The sequence below is a fragment of the Sphingomonas rubra genome (genome assembly GCF_900115745.1).
In the GTDB taxonomy this organism is placed as follows: domain Bacteria; phylum Pseudomonadota; class Alphaproteobacteria; order Sphingomonadales; family Sphingomonadaceae; genus Sphingomonas; species Sphingomonas rubra.
In genome coordinates, this window is record NZ_FOXP01000004.1 from 121,267 (window position 1) to 143,300 (window position 22,034).

Genomic DNA, 22,034 nt, shown 5'->3' on the forward strand with positions numbered 1-22,034 from the left:
CGTGCAACGCGGCGCCGCCGCGACCGGTTGCAGCGTTCAAGCGTTACGGCTTTTCCGAACCGACCAAGGACCCCGCGCATGACCCGCATCACACCTCCCACCCATGACGACCAGCAGGAGGTGCGCGGCAACGAGGCCGGCACCAAGGGCCATCATTTCGGCAACGAGTATGACAGCCACGAGCACCGGAAGCCGGGCACGGTCGGCGTCGGCACCGACGGATCGGGGCACGGCGACGGCGGCGTCGGCATCGATCCGGCGGGTGCGAACCGCGCCGCGGAAGAGGCGATCCCGCCCGAGAACGGCAAGCGCGGCTGGATCGACCAGCGCACGGGCGCCGTCCACGGCAGCGGCTCGGGCGCGGGCGGTGGCCAGCCAGGCGAGGATTTCGATTCGGAAGCGGGCGGCAGCGAGACCGACGGCGGCGGTGGCCCCGACCGGGGGTGATCGCGCCCCGATGGAACGTGCCGGTTGCAGGAATCGAACCCGCGACCTTCGGTTTACAAAACCGCTGCTCTACCAGCTGAGCTAAACCGGCGCGGGGCCTTCCATGCGTCAGGGCACGCCGAAGGTCCAGCCCTCGGTCGCGGCGATCGCGGGGGTGAGGGCGGCCGGCGCCCACAAAGCGGCGTCGTGCGCGACGGTGCGGAGCCAGGCGGCGGTGAGGATCGCGTCGGTGGCATGGTCGTCGTAGCGGGCGAGCGGCGGATGATCCGGCGAGCCCAGCCTCGCGAGCCCGAGGCGGAGCGCGTCGGTGTCGCGCACCTTGCTGCGGCCCGGCGCGATTCCCGCGGCACGGGCGGCGATGGTCGTGTAGATCTCCACCAGCACCGGGCCGCGCGGCGGCAGCGGATCGAACGGCCAGATCGGCAAGGTGCCGCGCAGGGCGTGGAGAAGGCGCATGCCGGTCAGGCTCGCCTTGCCGACCTGCGACGCGCCGACCAGGTTGAAGCAACTCGCCGCGCCCGGCGTGCGCCGCTCGACGATCCGGAGCCGACCGCCGCCACGCTCGCCGAAACGATCGCCGAGCCGGCTGCCGTGCTGGCGAAAATAGCGGGCGACTTGGGCGTCGCAAAGGAAGCTCGCGATGCCGAGATGCGGATCGTCGGCGCTCATCGCCTCGACCAAGGCCCATAAGCCGACCGCGTCGGGCGGCGTGCGTGACCAGCCGGGAAAATAGCAGCCCGCATCGACGAAGGGCAGCGCGGGCGAGAAGTCGATGCCGATCAGCATCGGCTCGCCCGCCCCGGCCACGTCGCGCAGCCAGGCGAGCGCGTCGGGCCGCGACCAGCGCCGCTCGACCAGGCGGGGCGGGCCCTCCGAACCGGCCACCGCCAGCGCGATCCCTGCGGGCCGCTCCGCCGCCGCTCCCGACCAGTCGAAGCAGGCGAAGCGGGTGAACCTCACTGCGTCGCGGCGACCACGTCGGCGGCGAAGCGGGCGATGTCGAAGCGGGCGGGGCCGGGGTCCTCCCCGCGGCGGACGATCACCAGCCGGCGCGAGGGGATCACCATCACGTACTGGCCACGATTGCCCTGGGCGGCGTAGCTGCCGGCGGGCAGGCCCTGTTTCGGGCCGAACAGCCACAGCGTGGCGCCGTAGCCGGGGCCGCTCTCCGGCTGCGGGCCAGACGGGGCGGTCATGTACGCCATCCAGCCGGCGGGGAGCAGGCGCTTGCCCTCCCACACCCCGTCCTGCAACCAGAACTGGCCGAGCCGGGCGAGGTCGCGCGCGGTGCTCCAGACCTGGCTGGAAAGGATGTAGTTGCCGTGCCAGTCGCGCTCGGCAATCGTGTTGGCCATCCCGAGCGGCAGGAACAGCGAAGCTTTCGGAAAGAACGTATGGCGTTCCTCGCCGAGGGAGCGGCGGACCGCGCGCATGGCCAACAGGATATCGTTATTGGCGTAGCGGAACCGGGCACCCGGCGCCGCTTCCAGGGGCCAACTCATCGCCTGTTCGTCGACCGCGGTTCCGCCGAAATAGATCGCGTCGGTTCGGTTGCCGGCGGTGTCGCTATGTAAGCCCGAGGCCATGCGCAGCAGATGGTCGACGCTGATGCCGCTACGCGGGTCGCTACTGTCGAAGCCGGGCATTCCGTAGATCCCGGCCGTCGAAGTCGTGTTCATGCCGGCAAGGCCGACCAGTGTTCCTGCAATGCTCTTGGCGACCGACCAGGTCCTGTTCGCGACAAATGGGCCGAAACCTTCGCTATACCGTTCGGCAACCACGTGTCCGTCCCGCAGGATGACGACGCCGACCGTCTTCGCGCCCTCTCCATAATCGTCGTCGAACGCATTGGCGACGGTGCTTGCCAGCGCAGGCGACGGGCGTGGGGCGATCCCGGCGTCGCCTAATGGCCACGGCCGCGGATCGGCGGCGGCCGGTCCGGGCTGTGGGGCATGAGGGTGGAACAGCGGTCGGACCCGCGATCCGATCGGCATCGTCGTGCAGCCGGTGCCCGGACGCCAATCGGACTGGCGTGGCGGCAGCTTGTCGTCGAACGCGACGGTGACCGAATGGGTGGTCCGGTCGATCGCGGCGGGCGGCAGCGTCGGCAGGATCGGCGCATAGTCGGGGTAGATGCCGGCGAGCTCGTCCGCCTCGATCTGCGCCGGCGTCCGGCCCGCGTTGAAGACACCCGAACAGATCATCGCCGCCTTGTACCCGGCGGCGATCGCGCGCTGGTAGGTGGTGGGCGGCGTGGAGGCGACCTGCTGCGCCGTGGCGGGCCCCATCGGGAGTGGGACCAGCAGCAGCGCCAGGCTAATCGCGCTTTTCATTCCGCAATCCTTCCCAATAGGCCATCCGCTCGGCGATCCGCTTCTCGAAGCCGCGCTCCGTCGGCTCGTAGAAGCGCTGCGGCCCCAGCTCCTCGGGCCAGTAATCGGCGCCGGAGAACGCCTCCTCCTCGTCATGGTCGTAGCGGTAGCCGGCGCCGTAGCCCATGTCGCGCATCATCCGGGTCGGCGCGCCCAGGATCGACTTGGGCGGGCTCACCGAGCCGCCTTCCTTGGCCGCGCGCCACGCGCCCTTCTGCGCCAGATAGGCCGCGTTCGATTTAGGGGCGGTGGCGAGGTAGAGGCACGCCTGGACGATCGCTAGTTCCCCCTCCGGCGAGCCGAGGAAGTCGTAACAGTCCTTGGCAGCGAGGCACTGGACCAGCGCCTGCGGATCGGCGAGGCCGACATCCTCCACCGCCGCGCGGGTCAGGCGGCGCAGCACGTAGAGCGGCTCCTCGCCCGCCGTGAGCATCCGCGCCAGATAGTAGAGCGCCGCCTGCGGGTCCGACCCGCGGATCGATTTGTGGAGGGCGGAGATCAGGCCGTAATGCCCCTCGCGATCCTTGTCGTACTGCGCGACGCGACGTTGGAGCAGTTGCGACAGGCCGGCGGCGTCGAGCGGCGCCGGCAGCTCGACCGCGAACAGCGTCTCCGCCTGGTTGAGCAGGAAGCGGCCGTCACCGTCGGCGCTGCCGACCAGGGCGGCGCGCGCGTTCGGGTCGAGCGGCAGCGCGCGACCCTCCAGCGCCTCGGCGCGTTCCAGCAGCTGCTCCATCGCGGCGGCGCCCAGCCGGTGGAGGACCAGCACCTGCGCGCGGCTGAGCAGTGCCGCGTTCAGTTCGAACGACGGGTTCTCGGTGGTGGCGCCGACGAGGACTACGGTGCCGTCCTCGACGAAGGGCAGGAAACCGTCCTGCTGCGCGCGGTTGAAGCGGTGGATCTCGTCCACGAACAACAGCGTACGCTTGCCCGCCCGCCCATGGTCCTTCGCCTCGGCGAACACGCGCTTGAGGTCGGCGACGCCGGAGAACACCGCCGAGATGCTGGCGAAGCGCAGCCCTACCGCGTCGGCGAGCAGCCGCGCGATCGTCGTCTTGCCCGTGCCCGGCGGTCCCCACAGGATCGTCGAGGTCAGCCGGCCGGCGGCGACCATCCGGCCGATCGCGCCGTCGGGACCGGTCAGATGCTCCTGGCCGACCACCTCGGCAAGGGCGCGCGGACGCAGCCGGTCGGCGAGCGGCGCGTCGGCGGCGGGTGCCTCGGGCGGGGCGGGGGGTTCGATCCCGGCGAACAGGTCGGCCATGCAAAGGTTGTAGGGAGGTTGCCCGGCGACGTCATGCCCTTCGATGCGGACCGGCCGGTGCATCTCGCCCCATCCCTCCTATCTACGCGCCATCGCGATGGGAGAATGGACGATGGCGGACGACCTGCATGACGGCGGCGGCGATGAGCCCCCGGTGACCGGCTCGGTGTCCGTCGCCCGCGTGCCGACCCGGTCGGCCGGCCGCTATCTCCAGCAGCTCGCCAAGCATTGGAGCCACAAGATGGCGGTATGCTTCACTGCAGAAGAAGGGACGATCGACTTTCCGAACGGCGCGCGGTTGGCGATGCGCGCCGCGGGCGAGACGCTCGATCTGGAGCTGACCGTACCGGCGGACGGCGACGTTGCCCGGATGCGCGAGGTGGTGGCCAGCCACCTCGATCGCTTCGCCTTTCGCGAGGCGCCGCTGACCTTCGACTGGCGGGACGGGATAACCTGAATTCCTTGCCCGTGCAGGGAGAGGAGTTCAGCCCCGCCGCGCCATCAGCCGCAGATAGCTGTCGAGCGCGGCCTGGTTGATCGTGTCCCATCGGTATCCCGCGGCCTTGTCGTGCCCCGCCTGCCCCAATCGCTGCCGCAGCCCCGGCTCCGTCGCGATCCGCGCGATCGCGTCGGCATAGGCGACCGCGTCGCGCGGCGGCACCAGGAAGCCGGTCTCGCCGTCGTCGACCAGGTCGCACGCGCCCGTCGCGCGCGCCGCAACCACCGGCACGCTCGCGGCCATCGCCTCCAGCGTGACGTTGCCGAACGTTTCCGTCACCGACGGATTGAAGAACACGTCCATCGACGCGACCGCACGGCCCAGCGCCTCGCCGCGCTGAAAGCCGGCGAACACCGCGTCGGGCACCTCGCGCGCGAACCAGTCGCGCGCCGGCCCGTCGCCGATCACCAGCAGCCGGTGCGGCGCGCTCCGCTGCCGCAGCGCGCGCGCGACGGCGGCGAACACGTCCAGCCCCTTCTCCTTCACCAGCCGGCCGAGGAAGCCGACCGCCGCCACCTCGTCGGCGATCCCGAGCGAGCGGCGCCACGCAAGGTCGCGGCGCGCCGGGGAGAAACGGTCGTGGTCGACGCCGCGCGACCAGATGTCGATCGGGCTCGTCACTCCCCAGCCGCGCAGGATCGCCGCCATCCCGGGCGCGGGCACCAGCACCTGGTCCGCCCGATTGTAGAAGCGCGTCAGCATCCGCTCGAACGGCCGTTCGAGGATGGAAAGGTGGTAATAGCGCGGATAGGTCTCGAACCGCGTGTGCAGCGACGCCACCGTCGCGATCCCGCGCGCCCGCGCCCAGGACAGCGCGCGGTGGCCGAGCAGTTCGGGCGCCGACACATGGACGAGGTTGGGGGCGAATGCTTCCAGGTCGGCGCGCGTCGCGCCGGGCAGCCCGCGCGCCATGCGATACTCGCTGCGCCCCATCGGCAGCGGAATGGCCGGCACGCCGACCAAGTCCCCGGTCGGCGGAAAGGCGGGCTTGGCCACGGTCGGCGAGTAGACGCGCACCGTCACGCCTTGCTTCAGCAGATGGCCGACGAGCAGGTTCAGCGCCTGGTTGGCGCCGTCGCGTACGTAATTATAGTTGCCGCTGAAGACGGCGACGCGAAGGTCGCTGGGTTGGACGGGCGCGGACATGAACGCGCGGGGATACCGTTGTTGTCACACGATTGCCACCCGCGAGCACAGCTACATTGTGTTCCCCTCCCGTTCCGCTATCTAGGGCGCATGGCGAAACCGCAGAAGCGTTACGTGTGTCAGGCGTGCGGCTCCGTCGCGTCGCGCTGGCAGGGGCAGTGCACCGACTGTTCCGAGTGGAACACGCTGGTCGAGGAAGCGGGCGCCGTCGTCACGCCGTTCGCGGCGAAGCACCATCTCCAGACCGGCGGCCGCTCGATTCAGCTCACCGCGCTCGACGCCGAGGTGTCGTTGCCCGAGCGGATGCCGACTGGCATCGCCGAGTTCGACCGGGCGCTCGGCCGCGGTTTCGTCGAAGGGTCGGCAACGCTGATCGGCGGCGACCCCGGCATCGGCAAATCGACGCTGCTGCTCCAGGCGGCGGCGAAGATGGCGCTCGCCGGCCATTCGGTCGCCTACGTGTCCGGCGAGGAAGCGGCCGATCAGGTGCGGCTGCGCGCGCGGCGGCTGGGGCTCGGCAACGCGCCGGTGCAGCTGGCGGCGGCGAGTTCGACGCGCGACATCCTGACGACGCTGTCGACCGGCGCGCCGCCCGCCTTGCTGGTGATCGATTCGATCCAGACGATGCATTCCGACCTGATCGAGGGTGCGCCCGGCACCGTCAGCCAGGTCCGCGCGTCGAGCCAGGAACTGATCCGCTTCGCCAAGGAACGCGGCACGGCGCTGGTGCTGGTCGGCCACGTCACCAAGGACGGCAGCATCGCCGGCCCGCGCGTGCTGGAGCATATGGTCGACACCGTGCTCGCCTTCGAGGGGGAGCGCAGCCACCAGTACCGCATCCTCCGCTCGGTCAAGAACCGCTTCGGTGGGACGGACGAGATCGGCGTGTTCTCGATGCAGACGGAGGGACTGGCCGAGGTTGCCAATCCTTCCGCCCTGTTCCTGACGCACCGGGAGGAGGGGGTGACGGGTGCCACCGTCTTCCCCGCGCTGGAGGGGACGCGGCCGGTGCTGGTCGAGATCCAGGCCCTGGTCGTCCGCCTCGCCTCGGGCGCGACGCCACGGCGGGCGGTGGTCGGCTGGGATTCCGGCCGGCTGGCGATGATCCTGGCGGTGCTGGAGGCGCGCTGCGGCCTCAGCTTCTCGACCTGCGAGGTCTATCTCAACATCGCCGGCGGCTACCGCGTGCAGGACCCCGCCGCCGACATGGCCGTCGCCGCCGCGCTCGTCTCCGCCCTGTCGGAACGGCCGATCCCGCCCGAATCGGTAGCGTTCGGCGAGGTCGCGCTGTCGGGCGAACTGCGTCCCGTTGCGCACGCGCCGCTGCGGTTGAAGGAGGCGGGCAAGCTCGGCTTCGAGCGAGCGCTGGTGCCGGTGGGCGTGGCGAAGGACGCGGATCGGGCGAAGGGCCACGAGGGCGCGGTGACGGCCACGGGGTTCCGCACGCTGGGGCAGTTCGTTGACCATCTGCTGGGGCGGTGAACCGTCATGCCGGACTCGTCCCGGCATCCATAGCCAAGAGCGTCGACCTGCTTGATCCTGGATGCCGACACAGGCCCGGCATGACGGAGGGGGTTCGCACCCGGTTCCGTATCGCCGCGTCTTGATTTAGGGACGTCGCATGGCGCTGACCTCCCTCGACGTGATCGTCCTCCTCCTGGTCGCGGGTGCGGCGCTGTTCGGCCTCAAGCGCGGCTTCGTCACCGAAGTGTTGTCGCTGTTCGCCTGGGTGGCGATCGTCGCCGCGCTGAAGCTCTTCCACATCAGCCTGTCGCAGAAGCTGATGGGCGTGGTCGGCACCGCGTCCGGCGCGGCGGTGCTCGCCTTCGCAATCCTGGTCGGCGTTACCTATATCGGCGGCAAGCTGGTCGCCAACGCGATCGGCGCGCGCACCCGCACCTCGGTGCTGGGGCCGCTCGACCGGGCGCTGGGCTTGGGGTTCGGCGCGCTCAAGGGGCTGATCCTCGCCAGCCTCGGCTTTCTCCTCGTCACGCTGGTCGTCGACACGGTCGGCGGCGGTCCCGCGCGCCGGCCGCTGTGGATGACGCAGAGCCGCACCTATCCGCTGCTCAACGCGACCAGCGCCGGCATCGCCGACTTCGTCGACCGCCGCCGCCGCGGCCAGCCGGTGTTCGGCGCCCGCTCGACCATGGCGACCGCCGACAACGCGTCGGGTGCCGAATGACCGCACCGCTCTACAATGCCGAGATCCTGCGCCTCGCGACCGAGATCCCGCATCACGCCCGGCTGGAAAATCCGCAAGGCACCGCCGAGCGCCGCTCGCCGATCTGCGGCAGCCGGGTGACGGTGGACGTCAATCTCGGCCCCGATGGCCGCGTGGCGGAGGTCGGCCTGCTGGTCCGCGCCTGCGCGCTCGGCCAGGCGTCGTCGTCGCTGCTCGCCGCCGAGGTGATCGGTCGCACGCCCGCCGAACTCGCCGACGCGCGCGACGCGATGGCGGCCTGGTTGGCGGCGGGGGAGGGGGATGCACCCGCCTGGCCCGGTCTCGCCGTGCTCGCGCCGGCGCTCTCCTACACCGCCCGTCACCCCTCGATGCGCCTCGCCTTCGAGGCCGCGGCCGAGGCCGCCGAGCAGGCGCAGGCCCGCGCCTGATGCACGACGCACCGATCTCGCTGCTGCGCGACGGCGCGATCCTGCTCGGCTCCGGCCTGCTCTTCGTGCTCCTGTTCCGCCGCCTGGGGCTCGGCGCCACCCTCGGCTATCTCGTCGCGGGCGCCGTCGTCGGTCCGCACGTGCTCGGCCTGGTCGGCGACGCCGAATCGAAGATGGGGATCGCCGAACTCGGCATCACGCTCCTCCTGTTCATCGTCGGGCTGGAGCTGAACCCGTCGCGGCTGTGGCGGATGAAGCAGGAGATTTTCGGGCTCGGCCTGCTCCAGGTCGCCCTCTGCGGCCTCGCGATCACCGGCGTGATCCACCTGGCCGGCTTCAGCTGGACGGCGGCGCTGGCGCTCGGCCTGCCGCTGGCGCTGTCGTCCACCGCGCAGGTGCTGCCGATGCTGCAATCCGCCGGCCGGATGCGGACGCGGTTCGGCGAGCGGACGTTCGCCATTCTGCTGTTCCAGGACCTGTCGATCGTCCCGCTCATCACCATCATCGCCGCGATGAGCCGCAATCCCGCCGACGCCGCCGCGCCCCCCGGCTGGCTGCTGGGGCTGGAGACGGTGGCGGCGATCGGCGGCCTGATCCTCGCGGGCCGCTTCCTGCTCCGCCCCTTCTTCCGGCTGATCGGCAATCTCGGCGAGCGCGAGATGTTCGTCTTTGCGGCACTCTTCACCGTCATCGCGGCCGCCGCAGTGATGGAGCTGCTCGGCCTCTCCACCGCGCTCGGCGCGTTCGTCGCGGGCGTGATGCTGGCGGACAGCCCGTACCGGCACGAGCTGGAGGCGGACGTCGACCCCTTCCGCTCGATCCTGCTCGGCCTGTTCTTCCTCGCGGTCGGCATGATGCTCGACCTCCAGGCGATCGCCGACCGGCCGTTGTTCGTCGCCGGCATGGCGCTGGCGCTGATCGCGACCAAGGCGGTCGTCATCTTCGGGATCGGCCTCGCCTTCCGCATGCCCTGGCGCGGCGCCCTCGCGCTCGGCCTGCTGCTCAGCCAGGGGGGCGAGTTCGGCTTCGTGCTGTTCGCCCAAGCCCAGAACGGCCTCCTCATCGCGCCGGAGGCCGCCAGCCTATTCGGCGCCATCGTCACCCTGTCGATGGCGACCACGCCGTTCCTGATGAGCGCCACCAGCCGCTTCCGTCAGCAACCCATCGCCAAGCATCAGGAGCGCGACGGACCCACCACCGACGGCGCCAACGCGATCATCGTCGGCTATGGCCGCTTCGGACAGACGGTGGCGCAGATGCTGATCCTGCAGGACATCCCCGTCACCCTGATCGACACCGATATCGAGATGATCGACATCGCCCAGTCGTTCGGCGCCAAGGTCTATTACGGCGACGGCACCCGGCTCGACCTGCTCCGCCAGGCGGGGGCGGGCGAGGCGGAGCTGATCCTGTTCTGCTGCGACGGCGACCAGCTGGAGCCTGACAATCTGGAGGGCATCCACGCCGCCTTCCCGAACGCCACCATCTTCGTGCGCGCCTACGACCGGCGCACGCTCATCAAGCTCAAGGACGCGCCCGTGCAATATGTCGTCCGCGAGCTGATGGGCTCGGCGGTCGAGATGGGCCGCCGCGCGCTCGACAGCCTGAAGGTGCCGCCGGGCGAGATCGACCGGGCCGAGCGCGAGTACCGCCACAACGATCGCGAGCGGCTCAAGGCGCAGCGCGAGACGGGCGACCTGCGCGCCGCGATCGACCGCATCATCACGCAACCGTCGCGGGAGTAGAGCGATGTTGGGAATCTTGGCGGCGCTGTCGGGCGCCATCGCGGTGGCGGCCGGCGCGTTCGGAGCGCACGGCGCGAGCGGGCAGGCGCAGGAGTGGCTGCGCACCGGCGGCCAGTATCAGCTGATCCACGCCGTCGCTGCCCTCGTCGCGTTGCGGCTGGAGGCACGCGGCCCGGCCTGGCTGTTCGTCGCCAGCGGCGCGATCTTCGCGGGCACGCTCTACCTGATGGCGATCGGTGCCCCGCGCTGGTTCGGCGCGATCACCCCGATCGGCGGCGCGCTGCTGATCGCCGGCTGGCTATGGCTGGCCTGGAGCCTGCGGCCCTAAATCCTCCCCGCAGACGGGAAGGATCGATGTCATCAACTGTATCCGTCACGCCGGGCTTAACCCGGCGTCCATGGCGCCGCGAAGACTGATGCCGATGGTTGCGCGGCAAGATGGATCCCGGCTCTTCGGCCGGGATGACGCAAGTGGGTGACCCGTGCGGCTGATCTCGCGGCTGGCTCGCGTGAATCAAAAAGTCGGGACGTTACCGTTTCTTCCGGCAGGCGTCCGAACAATAGATCACGCTGTCCCAATCGCGCGCCCATTTCTTGCGCCACGTGAACGGCCGTTCGCAGGCGGGGCAGATCTTGGTCGGCAGGTTCTGCTTGGCGACGCCGTTCGGCATCAGCGCGGCTCGCCGTCGAGGAAGCGTTCGACGTCGGCCAGATCGACGCTGCGGTCCAGATAGCTCCGCCCGATCCCGCGCGCGAGCAGGAAGGGCAGGGTGCCCGCCGCCATCTTCTTGTCGTGGCGCATATGCTCGACCAGCGTCGCGCCCGACGCGCGGATGCCCGCCGCGGCGAGCCCGTCGGGAAGCCCGACCGCGCGGAAATGCGTCGCCACCCGCGTCGCGTCGTCCGCCGCGCACAGCCCCCGCGCGGCGGAGAAGCGGAACGCCAGCGCGATCCCCGCCGCCACGGCTTCGCCGTGGATCAGCGATCCGTCGAACCCCGCCTCCGCCTCCAGCGCGTGACCGAAAGTATGGCCCAGGTTGAGCAGCGCGCGCGTGCCGTTGGTCTCGTGCTCGTCCGCCGCCACGATCCGCGCCTTGGCCGCGACCGAATGCGCGATCGCCTGAACCCGCGCACCCGCGTCCCCCGCCAGCAGCGCCGCGCCCTTCGCCTCGCACCAGGCGAAGAAATCCGCGTCGTCGATCAGCCCGTATTTCACCACCTCGGCATAGCCCGCCGCCAGTTCGCGCGGGGGCAGCGTATCGAGCACGTCGGGGTCGATCAGCACCAGCGCCGGCTGGTGGAACGCGCCGACCAGGTTCTTGCCCGCGGCGGTGTTGATCCCGGTCTTGCCGCCGACCGACGAATCGACCTGCGCCAACAAGGTGGTGGGCACCTGCGCGAAGCCGCAGCCGCGCTTCAGCACCGCGCAGGCGAAGCCGACCAGGTCGCCGATCACCCCGCCGCCCAGCGCCACCACATGGTCGCCGCGCTCCACCCCGCGCGCCAGCAGCCAGTCGCAGACCCGTGCCAGCGTCGCCCAGCTCTTGGCGGACTCGCCCGCGGGCAGCAGCAGCGCCTCGCTCGCCAGCCCCGCCGCGCCGAGCGAGGCGCGCAACCGGGTAAGGTGCGGCGCGACGTTCTCGTCCGCGACGATCGCCACCGGCCGTCCGCGCATCAGCGGCGCGAGCCGCTCGCCCGCGCGGTCCAGCAGGCCGCCCCCGATCTCGACCGGGTAGCTGCGCGTCCCCAGCGCCACCGTCACCGTCGTTCCCGGCATCATGTCCGCGCCTCCCGTCGCTCGTTGATCGCGCGCAGGATCGCGGCGACCGTCGCCTCGTGCGGGCCTTTGCGGCTCGACACATGGACGTGCGCCTGCGCGTAGATCGGATCGCGCACCGCGGCGAGTTCGGCGAGCACCACCTTGGGGTCCTTGCCGCGCAGCAGCGGCCGCGTGTCGCGCCGCCGCACCCGCTCGGCCAGCACCGCGGTGTCGGCGTGCAGCCAGACGCTGGTCGCCTGTTCCAGGATCAGCGCGCGGGTCGCCTCGTTGACGAAGGCGCCGCCGCCGGTCGCGATCACCTTGGGGCTGCCGTCCATCAGCCGCGCGATCACCCGCCGCTCGCCGTCGCGGAAATACGGTTCGCCGAACCGGTCGAAGATCTCCGCCACCGTCATCCCCGCCGCCGCCTCGATCTCGTGGTCGGCGTCGACGAAGGGCAGGCGCAGGCGCAGCGCCAGGCGGCGGCCCACCGTCGACTTGCCCACTCCCATCAGCCCGACGAGCACGATCGGCCGGGGCGTGCGCGGCCGTCGTTCGGGGGAGTGGCTTTGCGGCATCGCCGCGCTATACAGCCCGTCGCCGATCGCGCAAAAGCGCGCACGGCACCCGCACACGAAGTTCGCTCGCGTAAGGTTTCCCCTCCATGTCCCGCCTGGTCGTCTCGCTCGTCGTCATCCTGGTCGTGGTGGTGGGGGGGCTGTTCCTGCTCGCCGGTCGCGCCACCGAACGCCCGACGACGCAGGTCGAGAAGCAGGTCTCGCTTGCGAACCTTCAATAGGGCGCTCGCCGCCGCGGGGCTGATCGCGCTCGCCGCGCCCGTGATCGGCGCGCAGGACCGGCCCGAATCGATCCTGCCGCCCGGCTTCGGCGAACCCGCGCCGGCGGCGACGTCCACGCCGCGCGCCACCGCGACACCGCTGCCGGGCGACCCGCCGGGCGCCGTCGTGCAGCCGCTGCCGACCGACACGGCCTCGCCGACGCCGACCCCCACCGCCACCCCGACCCCGATCGATCCGGCGACGCTGGCGCAGTACGAGATGCCGGTCTTCGCCCGCCGCTCGCTCGCCGTGGTGGGGACGGGCGGGGAGATCGAGGCGGACGCGTTCGGCCGCGCCGACGGCCGTTATCTCGAGGCGCTGATGCGTCGTACCGCCGCGCCGCTGCCGTCGCGCTGGCTGTCGATCGCGCTCCGCAGGCTGCTGGTGTCGCGGCTCGACACGCCCCGCGGCCTCCACGGCGCCGATTTCGCCGCCGAGCGGGCATGGCTGCTGCTGCGCATGGGCGAATCGGTCGCGGCGCGCGCGGTGGTGCAGGGCGTCGACAACGCCAACTACACGCCCAAGCTCTACCAGGTCGCGGCCAATGCCTGGCTCGCGACCGGCGACCCGGCGGGCATGTGCCCGGTCGCGGATGCCGCGCGCGCCGCCGTCGGCGGTGCTGCGTGGACGATGGCGCAGCCGATCTGCGCCGCGCTCGCCGGCGATGCGCCCCGCGCCCGCACGCTGTTCGCGGCGGCGCGCCGGTCGCGCGCGGCAACGGGCGTCGACCTGCTCCTGGCGCAGAAGGTGATGGGCGCGGCCGGCGGCCGGCAGGCGGTGACGATCGAGTGGGACGGCGTCGACCGGCTCACCGCCTGGCGCTTCGGCCTCGCCACCGCGACCGGCGTCGCGCTGCCCGACGATTTCTACGCCGCGGCGGCGCCGCAGGCGACCTACTGGCGCGCGCTCGCGCCCGGCGTGCCGCTTGCCAACCGGATCGCCGCGGCCGAGGCGGCGGCGGGGCAGGGGGTGCTCTCCAACCTCGCGCTCGTCGACCTCTACGGCGCGGTGGCGGGCGACGAGGACGCAGCGTCGGGCCCGTCGGCAGCGGCGCAGGACCTGCGCACCGCCTATACGGGCGCGGACGCCGACGGCCGGCTGGCGGCGTTGCGCCAGCTCTGGGGCACCACCCCGGCCTGGCCGCGCCTCGTCCTCACCGCGCGCGCCGCCGCGCGGCAGCCGGTGCGCCAGGTGGCGGACGCCGATCCGCTCGTTGCCTCGATGCTGACCGCGGGCCTCGATCGGTCCGCCGCGCGCTGGGCGGCGAGCGTGCCGGCGGGTGGCGATGCCTGGGCGATGATCGCGCTCGCCGATCCCGCCGCGCGCCGCCTCTCCTACGCCGACGTGCAGGGCTATACCGGCGGCGACGCGCGGCGGCGGCTGTTCTTCGCCGGGCTCGCCGGGCTCGGCCGCCTCGCCCGCGACGACGTGGAGCGCACCGCCGAGGCGCTGGCGGTGCCGATCGGCGCCACCAACAGCTGGACGCGCGCGCTCGACCGCGCGGTGGCGGACGAGCAGCCGGGCACCGTGCTCCTCCTCGCCGCCATCGGGATGCAGACACCCGGCTGGCGCGGCGTGCCGCCGGCCGCGCTCTACCGCATCGTCGCCGGCTTGCGCGCCGTGGGCCTCGACGGCGAGGCGCGGATGATCGCGGCCGAGGCGATCGCGCGCGGGTGACCTCCCTCAATGACGCCGCGCTGATCGACCGTTTCCTGGAGATGATGGCGGCGGAGGCGGGATCGGCGCGCAACACGCTCGCCGCCTACCGCAGCGACCTCGCGCTCGCCTCCGCTTTCCTCGACAGCCGGCTCGCCGATGCCGACGCGGACGCGCTCGCCCGGTTGGCGCACGACTGGCGCGACCTCGCCCGCGCCACGGTGGCGCGCAAATCGGCGGCGCTGCGTCGTTTCTTCGCTTTTCTTGCCGAAGAGGGCCACCGCGCCGACGATCCGGGTGACGCGCTGCCCCGGCCCGGCGCCGCGCGGTCGCTGCCCAAGGCGCTGAGCCACGCCGATGTCGACCGGCTGTTCGCCGCTTTGGCCGAGCGGCTGGAGCGCGTCCCGCCCGCGCCGCTCGACCTGCGCCTCGCCGCGCTGGTGGAGCTGCTCTACGGATCGGGCCTGCGCGCCAGCGAGCTCGTGTCGCTGCCGCGCAACGCGGTCGCGCCCGACCGCCCCTTTCTCATCATCCGCGGCAAGGGCGACAAGGAACGCTTGGTCCCCCTGTCCGACCGCGCCCGCACCGCCGTGGCGGCGTGGCGGCAGCACGTGCCCGTTTCCGCGGCTTGGCTGTTCCCGTCGGGCAAGGCGCATCTGTCGCGCATCCGCCTCTACCAGTTGGTCAAGGCGCTCGCCGCCCAGGCGGGGGTGCCGCCCGATCGCGTGTCTCCCCACGTCCTGCGCCACGCCTTCGCCACCCACCTGCTGGCCGGCGGCGCCGACCTGCGCGCGCTCCAGGCGATGCTCGGCCACGCCGACATCGCCACCACCGAGATCTACACCCAGGTCGAGGTCGGCCGACTGGTCGAACTGGTCACCCGCGACCACCCTCTCGTTGACCTCGATCCCCGTCGGTCCTAACCGCCGCATCATGCCGAGTTTCCTGGATTTCGAGAAGCCGATCGCCGAGCTTCAGGCCCGTATCGACGAGCTGCGCGAGACGGCGGAGGCGGGCGACGTCGACCTCGCCGCCGACATCGGGCGCCTTCAGTCCAAATCGGACAAGCTGCTGCGCGATACCTTCTCCCGATTGACCCCCTGGCAGAAGACGCAGGTCGCCCGCCATCCCGAGCGGCCGCATTTCAAGAACTACGTCGCCGGTCTGTTCGAGGAGTGGCTGCCGCTCGCGGGCGACCGCGCCTTCGCCGACGACCAGGCGATCATCGGCGGCTTCGCGACGTTCCGCGGTCGCAGGGTGCTCGCGATCGGGCACGAGAAGGGCGACGACACCGCCACGCGGTTGCGTCACAATTTCGGCATGGGCAAGCCGGAGGGCTATCGCAAAGCGATCCGCCTGGTCGAGCTTGCCGATCGGTTCGGCCTGCCGGTGGTGACCCTGGTCGACACATCCGGCGCCTTTCCCGGCATCCAGGCGGAGGAGCGCGGCCAGGCGGAGGCGATCGCCCGCTCGACCGAGGCGTGTCTGGCCGCGGGCGTGCCCGTGATCGCGGCGATCGTCGGCGAGGGCGGCTCCGGTGGCGCGGTGGCACTGGCCGCGGGCAACCGCGTGCTGATGTTCGAGCACGCTGTCTACTCCGTCATCAGTCCCGAGGGCTGCGCCTCGATCCTGTGGCGCACCGCCGACAAGGCGGCCGACGCGGCGGAGGCGATGCGCGTCACCGCGCAGGACCTGAAACAGCTCGGCATCATTGACACGATCGTGCCCGAGCCGCTGGGCGGCGCGCACCGCGCGCCCGTGCAGGCGATCCAGTCGCTCGGCGACGCGCTGGAGAAGGCGCTGGGCGACCTTGCCCCTCACTCGTCGCGCGAATTGTGCGCGGAGCGCCGCGCCAAGTTCCTGGCGATGGGGCGGCTCTGATACGAAAAAGGGCGGCGTACCGGGTAGGTACACCGCCCTCGTTCACGCGCTTGCGCGTCGATCAGGTCGTCGAGACCGACGCGGCGGTGTTGAGTTCGTTCGTTGCCTTGTTGAACGTGCCCTTCACGGCGGTGCCCAGGCCCCGCATCGCGACGATCGCGGCGACGGCGACCAGTGCGGCGATCAGGCCGTACTCGATCGCGGTGGCGCCCTTGTTGTTACCGAAAATCTTGCGAATAATCGTCATTCCAGTCTCCATGGTACGAAGCTTCAGTCACCCGGCTGAACCGGGAGGAAGCCGGACCAGCGCAATCGGAATTAAGGGTGTCGGGTTGAGAAATGATTAAGTGGGCGGCGGTGCGATCGTCGCGATCACAGCGCGGTGCGGACGGTCGCGGTGACGCTGTCGAAGATGCCACCGATCGATCCGCCGAGCAGGCGGAACGCGCCGATCGCGCCGACCGCGACCAGCACGGCGATCAGTCCGTACTCGATCGATGTGGCGGCGCGCCGATCGTGCAGCGGGGCGGCGAGAGAGCGGAGGGGATGGAGGCAGCGCATGGCCGGCCATGTACGCGACGAGCGGTTAAGGAATGACTGATTCGGTTACATCGCCGCCGCTGCTGATCGTCGTCGCCGGCGCACTGGTCCGCGACGACGGCCGCGTGCTGCTTCAGCGCCGCGGTGCGGGCAAGGAACATGCCGGCCTGTGGGAGTTTCCCGGCGGCAAGGTCGAACCCGGCGAGACGCCGGAGGCGGCGCTCGCCCGCGAACTGGCCGAGGAGCTCGGCATCGCGCCGTCCGGGCCCGCGCCGGTGCCGCTCTCTTTCGCCAGCGAACCCGCGGGCAGCCGCCATCTCCTGTTGCTCCTCTTCGTCGTCACGCGGTGGCGGGGCGAGCCGCGCGCGCTCGACGCGGCGGAGATCGCCTGGGTGGAGCCGGAGCGGCTCGGCGACCGCTTGATGCCGCCCGCCGATCGCCCGCTCGCCGCGGCGCTCGCGTGTGCTTTGTCGGGCGGGATGATCGAGCGCGCTTGACCCCGCGCGCAAAAGCCCGCATCTGCGCGCCTCCCACGCTCCCGAGGCCCGATGGCGGAGTGGTGACGCAGAGGACTGCAAATCCTTGCACCCGGGTTCGATTCCCGGTCGGGCCTCCACTTCTTTCTGGCGGCGATTGGGTCGGCTGATCCCCCAACAGATCGGACGCGTCGTTGCTTGGCGTCGCGCCGCCTCCGCGCTATCGCTCGAACACGACGAAGTGTATTGCACGGCTAGTACAGTTGTGCGAGGATCGGGGAATGACGATGTTGGATCAGCGGCTGAAGCCGGGCATGGGCGCTGACGCGATGCGCGCGGCGATGGTATCGAGCCAGTTGCGGACCACGGGGGTGGACGACGTTCGCGTCGTGGGCGCCATGGCGACCGTGGCGCGCGAGGATTTCGTGCCGCCGGCGTCGCGCGGCGTCGCCTACCGCGACACCGCGGTGCCGCTCGGTCGCGGACGCTACCTCAACCCGCCGCTCGCCACCGGCCGCCTCGTCACCGAGGCACAGGTGCTGCAACGTGACCGGGTGCTGCTGATCGGCGCGGCGACGGGTTACACCGCGGCAGTGCTGGCGATGCTCGGTGCCTCGGTGGTAGCGGTCGAGGAGGATGCCGGCCTGCTCGCCATCGCGCGCGAGGCGCTGGACGGGGTCGAAGGTATTGAGCTGGTCGAGGCGCCGCTGACCGCGGGCCATCCGGACGGTGCACCCTACGACGTGTTGCTGGTAGACGGCGCGGTGGAGGCATTGCCCGACGCGCTGCTCGCGCAGCTGCGACCCGGCGGGCGCGTCGCCACCGGCCTCGCCGATCGCGGCGTGACGCGGCTCGCCTCGGGCCGGCGGACGGAGGGGGGCAGCGGCCTGTTTGCCTTTGCCGACGCCGAGTGCGTGGTGCTGCCGGGCTTCGCGCGGCCGACCGGGTTCCGGTTCGGCTGATGGCACGCGCGGGGGGGAACCGGGTGGTCAAGGTCGGCCTGCTGCTGGCGGGGGCGGCGCTCGCCGTCCAGTCGGCATCGGCCGAAACGCTGCGCGAGGCACTGGCCAAGGCCTATGCCAGCAACCCGACGCTGACCGGCGCGCGTGCGCAGCTCCGCGCCACCGACGAGGGCGTGCCGATCGCGCGGGCCGCGGGTCGCCCGTCGCTCGACGCCAACGGGCAGGTCATCGACAACGTCGTCCAGGCCAACAATAACTTCCTCAACCCCGAACGCGTCGGCAACGCGCAGGTGCAGCTGTCTTTCCCGCTCTACCAGGGCGGGGCCGTGCGCAACGCGGTGCGCGCCGCCGAGACGCGGGTCGAGGCGGGTCGCGCGCAGCTGCGCGGTGCGGAGGCGAACACCTTCACCAACGTCGTCGCGGCGTACATGAACGTGATTCGGGACGAGGCGATCGTCGGCCTCAACATCCAGAACGTCCGCATCCTCGACACCAACCTCGCCGCTAGTCGCGACCGGTTTCAGGTCGGCGACCTGACCCGCACCGACGTCGCCCAGTCGGAGGCGCGGCTGGCGCTCGCCCGCGCGCAGCTCCAGCAGGCCGAGGCGCAGCTGATCTCCAGCCGCGAGAACTACATCGCGGTGATCGGCACGCCGCCCACCGACCTCCAGCAGCCGCCGATGCTGCCGCGCCTGCCGGAAACCGCGCAGGTCGCCGTCACCGAGGCGCTGGACAGCAATCCGCAGCTGCTCGCCGCACGTACCTCGACGGAGGCGACCCGCTTCGACGTCGGCAGCGCGCGCGCCGGCCGCCTGCCGCGCGTCGCGGCCGTCACGTCGGGCAATTACGTCAATTATCTAGGCTCGCTGCCGCGTTCCAACAACGGCATCCCGATCGACAATGCGCTGACCTCCGCGGCGATCGGCCTGCAGTTCACGGTGCCGCTGTTCCAGGGCGGTCGCCCGGCCGCGCAGGTCCGCCAGGCGGAGGCGCTGCGCGCCCAGGCGCTGGAGAACGCCACCGCCACCGAGCGCGCCGTGATCTCGCAGGCCCGCTCCGCCTTCGCCGTCAACCGCTCGTCGCAGCAGGTGATCGCCTCCGCGGAGGCCGCGGTCGCCGCCAACAAGCTGAGCCTGGAGGGCGTGCGCGCGGAGAACAGCGTCGGCACGCGGACGATCCTCGACATCCTCAACGCCGAGCAGGAGTTGCTCAACAGCCAGGTGACGCTGGTCACCGCGCGGCGCGACGCCTATGTCGCGGGCTTCGCGCTGCTCGCCGCGATGGGCCGGGCGGAGGCGCGCGACCTGGGGCTCGACGGTGGGTCGCTCTACGACCCGACCAGCAACTACAATCGCGTCCGTGGCCGCTTCTTCGACTTCGACGATGATGGCCTGCCCGAGGCGGTGGCGACCTCGACTGCCGGCACCCCGGCGCAGAACGCGGCCGTGCGACCGCCCGTTGATCCCGCGCTCAAGTCGGACGTTGACAGGGGCCCTGCATTAACCACAGGGGCTTCCTCACCGAACCGGCGATAATGCCGGCGGCTGAAAGGGGCAGAGATGGGGGACATGAGCGTCGAGCCATCGATGGAAGAGATCCTGTCGTCGATCAAACGGATCATCGCCGAAGAGGGTGAGAGCCCGGTTCGTGGTCGCCGTGTCGGCCGCGCCGCGCCGCCGCCTCCGCCGATGCTGGACGACGAGGCGGAGGTGCTGGAACTCAGCCATCCGCTCGATGAGCCGATGATGCCCGCGACCCGCGCTCCGTTGCCTGCCGCCGCCGCCGAGCCGGAGCCGTCGCGCCCCGCCGCCGTCGCGGCATCCGCGCCCGTCGCGCCCGAGCCCGCCTCCTCCGTCACCATGGCGGAGCCGACCCCGCCGTCACCGGTTGTGCCGCCGATGCCCGATTCCGAAGCCGCCGATCCGATCCTATCCACCCAGGCCGCGGCCGCCAGCCGCAGCGCGCTCGATTCGCTGTCCCGGCTGATGGTTAAGCCCGAGCCGTCGAGCGACGGCACGCTGGAGGGCATGGTGCGCGAGATGCTGCGCCCGATGCTGCGCGACTGGCTCGACGCCAATCTGCCCGCGATGGTCGAGACGATGGTACAGGCGGAGATCGCACGAATCACCGGCAAGCCGGGTTGATCCACGTGTCGGTCGAGGACCGGGCCTCCGTTTCTGAATGGAGCCTTCCGGCTTTCGCATGGGTTATGCCGGCATGAGCGACCAAGGACCCGTTCTCCAGTCGGAGTTCGAGGCGGGGCATACGCCGCCGCCCCGGATCAGCGACGCGCGCCCGCCACACGGCGCCCCGCACGACATCTTCTTCGCCGCCGTGAAGACGACGCGGATGCCGATGACGGTCACCGACCCGCATCGCCCCGACAACCCGATCATCTTCTGCAACGAAGCCTTCACCTTCATGACGGGCTATACGGAAGACGAGATCGTCGGCAGCAACTGCCGCTTCCTCCAGGGTCCCGAAACGGATCGGGAAGTCATCGGTCAGGTCGCCGCCGCCATTGCCGCGCGCGAGGAAGTCGCGGTGGAGGTGCTCAACTACCGCAAGAACGGCTCGACCTTCTGGAACGCGCTGTTCGTGTCGCCGGTGTTCGACGAGGAGGGCAAGCTCCTCTATTATTTCGGCTCGCAACTCGACATCTCGCGGCGCCGCGAGGCGGAGGAGGCGCTGCACGAGGCGCAGAAGATGGAGGCGGTCGGCAAGCTGACCGGCGGCATCGCCCACGACTTCAACAACCTGCTCCAGGTGATCCTGGGCTATGTCGACATTCTCGAGGCACGTGTCGACGACGGGAACAAGGGTGCGCGCCGCGCGGTGGAGGCGATCGCCACCGCCGCGGCCCGCGGCGCGACGCTGACGCAGCAGCTGCTCGCCTTCGCGCGCAAGCAGGAACTGCGCGACCGGCTGCTCAACTTCAACTCGCTCGTCACCGATTTCCGGCCGATCCTGGACCGCACCGCCGGTGACGTCGTGCTGCGCCGCCAGTTGGAGGAGAATCTCTGGAACTGCCGGATCGATCCGGTCCAGGCGGAGATGGCGCTGCTCAACATCATCGGCAACGCGCGCGACGCACTCGACGGGCAGGGCTGCATCTCGCTCCGCACGCGAAACGTCATCCTGCCCGACGGCGATCCGCAGGCGGCGAGCAAGCTCGATCCGGGCGAGTACGTTGCCGTGACGGTGACCGACGACGGGCCCGGCATGGACGCCGCGGTGATCGACAAGGTGTTCGATCCCTTCTTCACCACCAAGGAGATGGGCAAGGGCACTGGGCTCGGCCTCGCCATGGTGTACGGCTTCATGCGCCAGTCGGGTGGCCTCGCCACCGCGCGCAACGGCGATGACGGCGGCGCGATCTTCACGCTCTATTTCCCCCGCGCGACCGGCGCCGTGGCCGCCAAGCCGACCCCGGCGCTGCCGCGCACCAACGACGGCGGGCGCGAGCGGGTGCTGATGGTCGAGGATCAGGCCGATGTCGGTGAACTCGGTCGGGAAATGCTGCGCGACCTGGGCTATGACGTGGTCCTCGCCAATAGCGGCCGTGCCGCGCTAGACTTGCTCCAGAACGACGCGAGCTTTCGCCTGCTGTTCACCGACATCCTGATGCCGGGGATGAACGGCGTCGCGCTCGCCAACGCGGTGCGCCGTGATTACCCGCACACCGCCGTGCTGCTGACCACCGGCTTCGCCGACGCTGCGATCGACGAGGGCGCGCGCTCCTACGAGCTGATCCGCAAGCCTTATCGCCGCGCCGAGCTCAACGAGAAGATCCGCGCCGTCCTCGACAAGCCCGGCGCGCGCACCTGATTGCGTC

The 22,034-nt window shown here is 71.2% G+C and carries 25 protein-coding genes and 2 tRNA genes; 17 read left to right on the top strand and 10 right to left on the bottom strand.

The genetic code is table 11. From position 1 onward, the window contains the following. The first annotated feature begins 78 nt into the window (after positions 1 to 78). Positions 79 to 447, top strand: a complete 369-nt coding sequence (locus BM145_RS06240) for a hypothetical protein (RefSeq protein WP_093332586.1) — start codon at positions 79 to 81, stop codon at positions 445 to 447. Between the two features lie 18 nt (positions 448 to 465). On the opposite strand, the gene BM145_RS06245 is transcribed toward BM145_RS06240, so the two are convergent. From BM145_RS06245 to BM145_RS06260, 4 genes are all read right to left on the bottom strand, one after another. Beyond that, positions 466 to 538 (bottom strand) — tRNA-Thr (locus tag BM145_RS06245). A 17-nt stretch (positions 539 to 555) separates the two neighbouring features. Beyond that, positions 556 to 1,407, bottom strand: a complete 852-nt coding sequence (locus tag BM145_RS06250; protein WP_093332588.1) for a hypothetical protein — start codon at positions 1,405 to 1,407, stop codon at positions 556 to 558. Further along, complete coding sequence (locus BM145_RS06255; RefSeq protein ID WP_093332590.1) at positions 1,404 to 2,780, bottom strand: serine hydrolase domain-containing protein; 1,377 nt, start codon at positions 2,778 to 2,780, stop codon at positions 1,404 to 1,406. Before BM145_RS06255 ends, BM145_RS06250 begins: the two co-directional genes overlap by 4 nt. Then, entirely contained in the window at positions 2,764 to 4,083 is a 1,320-nt protein-coding gene (locus BM145_RS06260; protein ID WP_093332591.1) for a replication-associated recombination protein A, read from the bottom strand. The genes BM145_RS06255 and BM145_RS06260 overlap by 17 nt, the downstream gene beginning before the upstream one ends. A 112-nt stretch (positions 4,084 to 4,195) precedes the next feature. Between BM145_RS06260 and BM145_RS06265 the strand changes: the two genes are divergently transcribed. Beyond that, positions 4,196 to 4,540 (top strand): DUF2218 domain-containing protein, encoded by a 345-nt coding sequence (locus BM145_RS06265; protein WP_177200103.1) that lies wholly within the window; start codon positions 4,196 to 4,198, stop codon positions 4,538 to 4,540. A gap of 27 nt (positions 4,541 to 4,567) precedes the next feature. Here BM145_RS06265 and BM145_RS06270 read toward each other — a convergent pair whose 3' ends face one another. Beyond that, on the bottom strand, positions 4,568 to 5,728 hold the full coding sequence (locus BM145_RS06270) for a glycosyltransferase family 4 protein (RefSeq protein WP_093332593.1): 1,161 nt from the start codon (positions 5,726 to 5,728) through the stop codon (positions 4,568 to 4,570). A gap of 90 nt (positions 5,729 to 5,818) precedes the next feature. On the opposite strand from BM145_RS06270, the gene radA reads away from it, so the two are divergent. The 5 genes from radA to BM145_RS06295 all read left to right on the top strand — a co-directional run bounded on the left by radA (position 5,819) and on the right by BM145_RS06295 (position 10,414). Further along, complete coding sequence (radA, locus tag BM145_RS06275) at positions 5,819 to 7,210, top strand: DNA repair protein RadA (RefSeq protein WP_093332595.1); 1,392 nt, start codon at positions 5,819 to 5,821, stop codon at positions 7,208 to 7,210. A 139-nt stretch (positions 7,211 to 7,349) separates the two neighbouring features. Further along, positions 7,350 to 7,913, top strand: a complete 564-nt coding sequence (locus BM145_RS06280; protein ID WP_093332597.1) for a CvpA family protein — start codon at positions 7,350 to 7,352, stop codon at positions 7,911 to 7,913. Continuing rightward, positions 7,910 to 8,341, top strand: coding sequence for an iron-sulfur cluster assembly scaffold protein (locus tag BM145_RS06285; protein WP_093332599.1), 432 nt, complete (start codon positions 7,910 to 7,912; stop codon positions 8,339 to 8,341). The genes BM145_RS06280 and BM145_RS06285 overlap by 4 nt, the downstream gene beginning before the upstream one ends. Next, complete coding sequence (locus BM145_RS06290) at positions 8,341 to 10,086, top strand: monovalent cation:proton antiporter-2 (CPA2) family protein (protein ID WP_093332601.1); 1,746 nt, start codon at positions 8,341 to 8,343, stop codon at positions 10,084 to 10,086. Before BM145_RS06285 ends, BM145_RS06290 begins: the two co-directional genes overlap by 1 nt. A gap of 4 nt (positions 10,087 to 10,090) precedes the next feature. After that, positions 10,091 to 10,414: a DUF423 domain-containing protein gene (locus BM145_RS06295; protein WP_093332603.1), complete on the top strand. Its 324-nt coding sequence runs from the start codon at positions 10,091 to 10,093 to the stop codon at positions 10,412 to 10,414. 202 nt (positions 10,415 to 10,616) lie between these two features. Here BM145_RS06295 and BM145_RS06300 read toward each other — a convergent pair whose 3' ends face one another. Genes BM145_RS06300 through BM145_RS06310 form a run of 3 tightly spaced genes read right to left on the bottom strand, consistent with a single transcriptional unit; the run spans position 10,617 to position 12,423 of the window. Beyond that, positions 10,617 to 10,757, bottom strand: coding sequence for a DUF2256 domain-containing protein (locus BM145_RS06300; RefSeq protein WP_081874135.1), 141 nt, complete (start codon positions 10,755 to 10,757; stop codon positions 10,617 to 10,619). Beyond that, a complete protein-coding gene (gene aroB / locus BM145_RS06305; RefSeq protein WP_245739128.1) occupies positions 10,757 to 11,866 on the bottom strand; it encodes a 3-dehydroquinate synthase in 1,110 nt (369 codons plus the stop codon). The genes BM145_RS06300 and aroB overlap by 1 nt, the downstream gene beginning before the upstream one ends. After that, positions 11,863 to 12,423: a shikimate kinase gene (locus tag BM145_RS06310; protein ID WP_093332605.1), complete on the bottom strand. Its 561-nt coding sequence runs from the start codon at positions 12,421 to 12,423 to the stop codon at positions 11,863 to 11,865. Before BM145_RS06310 ends, aroB begins: the two co-directional genes overlap by 4 nt. A gap of 86 nt (positions 12,424 to 12,509) precedes the next feature. Here BM145_RS06310 and BM145_RS16515 point away from each other — a divergent pair, with 86 nt between their 5' ends. The 4 genes from BM145_RS16515 to BM145_RS06325 are packed head-to-tail and all read left to right on the top strand — an operon-like array spanning position 12,510 to position 16,221. Beyond that, entirely contained in the window at positions 12,510 to 12,644 is a 135-nt protein-coding gene (locus tag BM145_RS16515; RefSeq protein WP_281244350.1) for a hypothetical protein, read from the top strand. Next, complete coding sequence (locus BM145_RS06315) at positions 12,628 to 14,361, top strand: hypothetical protein (RefSeq protein ID WP_245739129.1); 1,734 nt, start codon at positions 12,628 to 12,630, stop codon at positions 14,359 to 14,361. Before BM145_RS16515 ends, BM145_RS06315 begins: the two co-directional genes overlap by 17 nt. Positions 14,362 to 14,402: 41 nt before the next feature. Continuing rightward, entirely contained in the window at positions 14,403 to 15,263 is an 861-nt protein-coding gene (locus BM145_RS06320) for a tyrosine-type recombinase/integrase (RefSeq protein WP_093332850.1), read from the top strand. Positions 15,264 to 15,273: 10 nt separating this feature from the next. After that, positions 15,274 to 16,221 carry an acetyl-CoA carboxylase carboxyltransferase subunit alpha gene (locus BM145_RS06325; RefSeq protein ID WP_093332607.1) on the top strand — a complete coding sequence of 316 codons (948 nt, stop codon included), beginning with the start codon at positions 15,274 to 15,276 and terminating at the stop codon, positions 16,219 to 16,221. Between the two features lie 61 nt (positions 16,222 to 16,282). Here the strand turns inward: BM145_RS06325 and BM145_RS06330 are convergent, their stop codons facing one another. Together BM145_RS06330 and BM145_RS06335 are read right to left on the bottom strand one after the other, a co-directional pair. Then, positions 16,283 to 16,468 carry a Flp family type IVb pilin gene (locus BM145_RS06330; protein ID WP_093332609.1) on the bottom strand — a complete coding sequence of 62 codons (186 nt, stop codon included), beginning with the start codon at positions 16,466 to 16,468 and terminating at the stop codon, positions 16,283 to 16,285. Positions 16,469 to 16,593: 125 nt separating this feature from the next. Next, positions 16,594 to 16,782: a Flp family type IVb pilin gene (locus BM145_RS06335; protein ID WP_093332611.1), complete on the bottom strand. Its 189-nt coding sequence runs from the start codon at positions 16,780 to 16,782 to the stop codon at positions 16,594 to 16,596. 32 nt (positions 16,783 to 16,814) lie between these two features. Here BM145_RS06335 and BM145_RS06340 point away from each other — a divergent pair, with 32 nt between their 5' ends. The 6 genes from BM145_RS06340 (at position 16,815) to BM145_RS06365 (ending at position 22,027) form a co-directional block, all read left to right on the top strand. Continuing rightward, on the top strand, positions 16,815 to 17,258 hold the full coding sequence (locus BM145_RS06340) for a (deoxy)nucleoside triphosphate pyrophosphohydrolase (protein ID WP_093332614.1): 444 nt from the start codon (positions 16,815 to 16,817) through the stop codon (positions 17,256 to 17,258). 45 nt (positions 17,259 to 17,303) lie between these two features. Continuing rightward, positions 17,304 to 17,377 (top strand) — tRNA-Cys (locus BM145_RS06345). 147 nt (positions 17,378 to 17,524) lie between these two features. Then, the gene (locus tag BM145_RS06350; protein ID WP_177200115.1) at positions 17,525 to 18,199 is read left to right on the top strand and encodes a protein-L-isoaspartate O-methyltransferase family protein; all 675 of its coding nucleotides are present in this window, start codon (positions 17,525 to 17,527) and stop codon (positions 18,197 to 18,199) included. Beyond that, positions 18,199 to 19,734, top strand: a complete 1,536-nt coding sequence (locus BM145_RS06355; RefSeq protein ID WP_093332617.1) for a TolC family outer membrane protein — start codon at positions 18,199 to 18,201, stop codon at positions 19,732 to 19,734. The genes BM145_RS06350 and BM145_RS06355 overlap by 1 nt, the downstream gene beginning before the upstream one ends. Before the next feature lie 24 nt (positions 19,735 to 19,758). After that, positions 19,759 to 20,343 (top strand): DUF2497 domain-containing protein, encoded by a 585-nt coding sequence (locus BM145_RS06360; protein ID WP_177200104.1) that lies wholly within the window; start codon positions 19,759 to 19,761, stop codon positions 20,341 to 20,343. A 73-nt stretch (positions 20,344 to 20,416) separates the two neighbouring features. Beyond that, positions 20,417 to 22,027 carry a histidine kinase famiy protein gene (locus BM145_RS06365; protein ID WP_093332853.1) on the top strand — a complete coding sequence of 537 codons (1,611 nt, stop codon included), beginning with the start codon at positions 20,417 to 20,419 and terminating at the stop codon, positions 22,025 to 22,027. The last annotated feature ends 7 nt before the right edge of the window (positions 22,028 to 22,034 follow it).

Excerpts from the sequence above, each read along its gene's own strand:
- BM145_RS06240 (WP_093332586.1), top strand. The coding sequence starts at position 79 with ATGACCCGCATCACACCTCCCACCCATGACGACCAGCAGGAGGTGCGC.
- BM145_RS06255 (WP_093332590.1), bottom strand. The coding sequence starts at position 2,780 with ATGAAAAGCGCGATTAGCCTGGCGCTGCTGCTGGTCCCACTCCCGATG.
- BM145_RS06260 (WP_093332591.1), bottom strand. The coding sequence starts at position 4,083 with ATGGCCGACCTGTTCGCCGGGATCGAACCCCCCGCCCCGCCCGAGGCA.
- BM145_RS06265 (WP_177200103.1), top strand. The coding sequence starts at position 4,196 with ATGGCGGACGACCTGCATGACGGCGGCGGCGATGAGCCCCCGGTGACC.
- BM145_RS06270 (WP_093332593.1), bottom strand. The coding sequence starts at position 5,728 with ATGTCCGCGCCCGTCCAACCCAGCGACCTTCGCGTCGCCGTCTTCAGC.
- radA (WP_093332595.1), top strand. The coding sequence starts at position 5,819 with ATGGCGAAACCGCAGAAGCGTTACGTGTGTCAGGCGTGCGGCTCCGTC.
- BM145_RS06280 (WP_093332597.1), top strand. The coding sequence starts at position 7,350 with ATGGCGCTGACCTCCCTCGACGTGATCGTCCTCCTCCTGGTCGCGGGT.
- BM145_RS06285 (WP_093332599.1), top strand. The coding sequence starts at position 7,910 with ATGACCGCACCGCTCTACAATGCCGAGATCCTGCGCCTCGCGACCGAG.
- BM145_RS06290 (WP_093332601.1), top strand. The coding sequence starts at position 8,341 with ATGCACGACGCACCGATCTCGCTGCTGCGCGACGGCGCGATCCTGCTC.
- BM145_RS06295 (WP_093332603.1), top strand. The coding sequence starts at position 10,091 with ATGTTGGGAATCTTGGCGGCGCTGTCGGGCGCCATCGCGGTGGCGGCC.
- BM145_RS06300 (WP_081874135.1), bottom strand. The coding sequence starts at position 10,757 with ATGCCGAACGGCGTCGCCAAGCAGAACCTGCCGACCAAGATCTGCCCC.
- aroB (WP_245739128.1), bottom strand. The coding sequence starts at position 11,866 with ATGATGCCGGGAACGACGGTGACGGTGGCGCTGGGGACGCGCAGCTAC.
- BM145_RS06310 (WP_093332605.1), bottom strand. The coding sequence starts at position 12,423 with ATGCCGCAAAGCCACTCCCCCGAACGACGGCCGCGCACGCCCCGGCCG.
- BM145_RS16515 (WP_281244350.1), top strand. The coding sequence starts at position 12,510 with ATGTCCCGCCTGGTCGTCTCGCTCGTCGTCATCCTGGTCGTGGTGGTG.
- BM145_RS06320 (WP_093332850.1), top strand. The coding sequence starts at position 14,403 with ATGATGGCGGCGGAGGCGGGATCGGCGCGCAACACGCTCGCCGCCTAC.
- BM145_RS06325 (WP_093332607.1), top strand. The coding sequence starts at position 15,274 with ATGCCGAGTTTCCTGGATTTCGAGAAGCCGATCGCCGAGCTTCAGGCC.
- BM145_RS06330 (WP_093332609.1), bottom strand. The coding sequence starts at position 16,468 with ATGACGATTATTCGCAAGATTTTCGGTAACAACAAGGGCGCCACCGCG.
- BM145_RS06335 (WP_093332611.1), bottom strand. The coding sequence starts at position 16,782 with ATGCGCTGCCTCCATCCCCTCCGCTCTCTCGCCGCCCCGCTGCACGAT.
- BM145_RS06340 (WP_093332614.1), top strand. The coding sequence starts at position 16,815 with ATGACTGATTCGGTTACATCGCCGCCGCTGCTGATCGTCGTCGCCGGC.
- BM145_RS06350 (WP_177200115.1), top strand. The coding sequence starts at position 17,525 with ATGTTGGATCAGCGGCTGAAGCCGGGCATGGGCGCTGACGCGATGCGC.
- BM145_RS06355 (WP_093332617.1), top strand. The coding sequence starts at position 18,199 with ATGGCACGCGCGGGGGGGAACCGGGTGGTCAAGGTCGGCCTGCTGCTG.
- BM145_RS06360 (WP_177200104.1), top strand. The coding sequence starts at position 19,759 with ATGGGGGACATGAGCGTCGAGCCATCGATGGAAGAGATCCTGTCGTCG.
- BM145_RS06365 (WP_093332853.1), top strand. The coding sequence starts at position 20,417 with ATGAGCGACCAAGGACCCGTTCTCCAGTCGGAGTTCGAGGCGGGGCAT.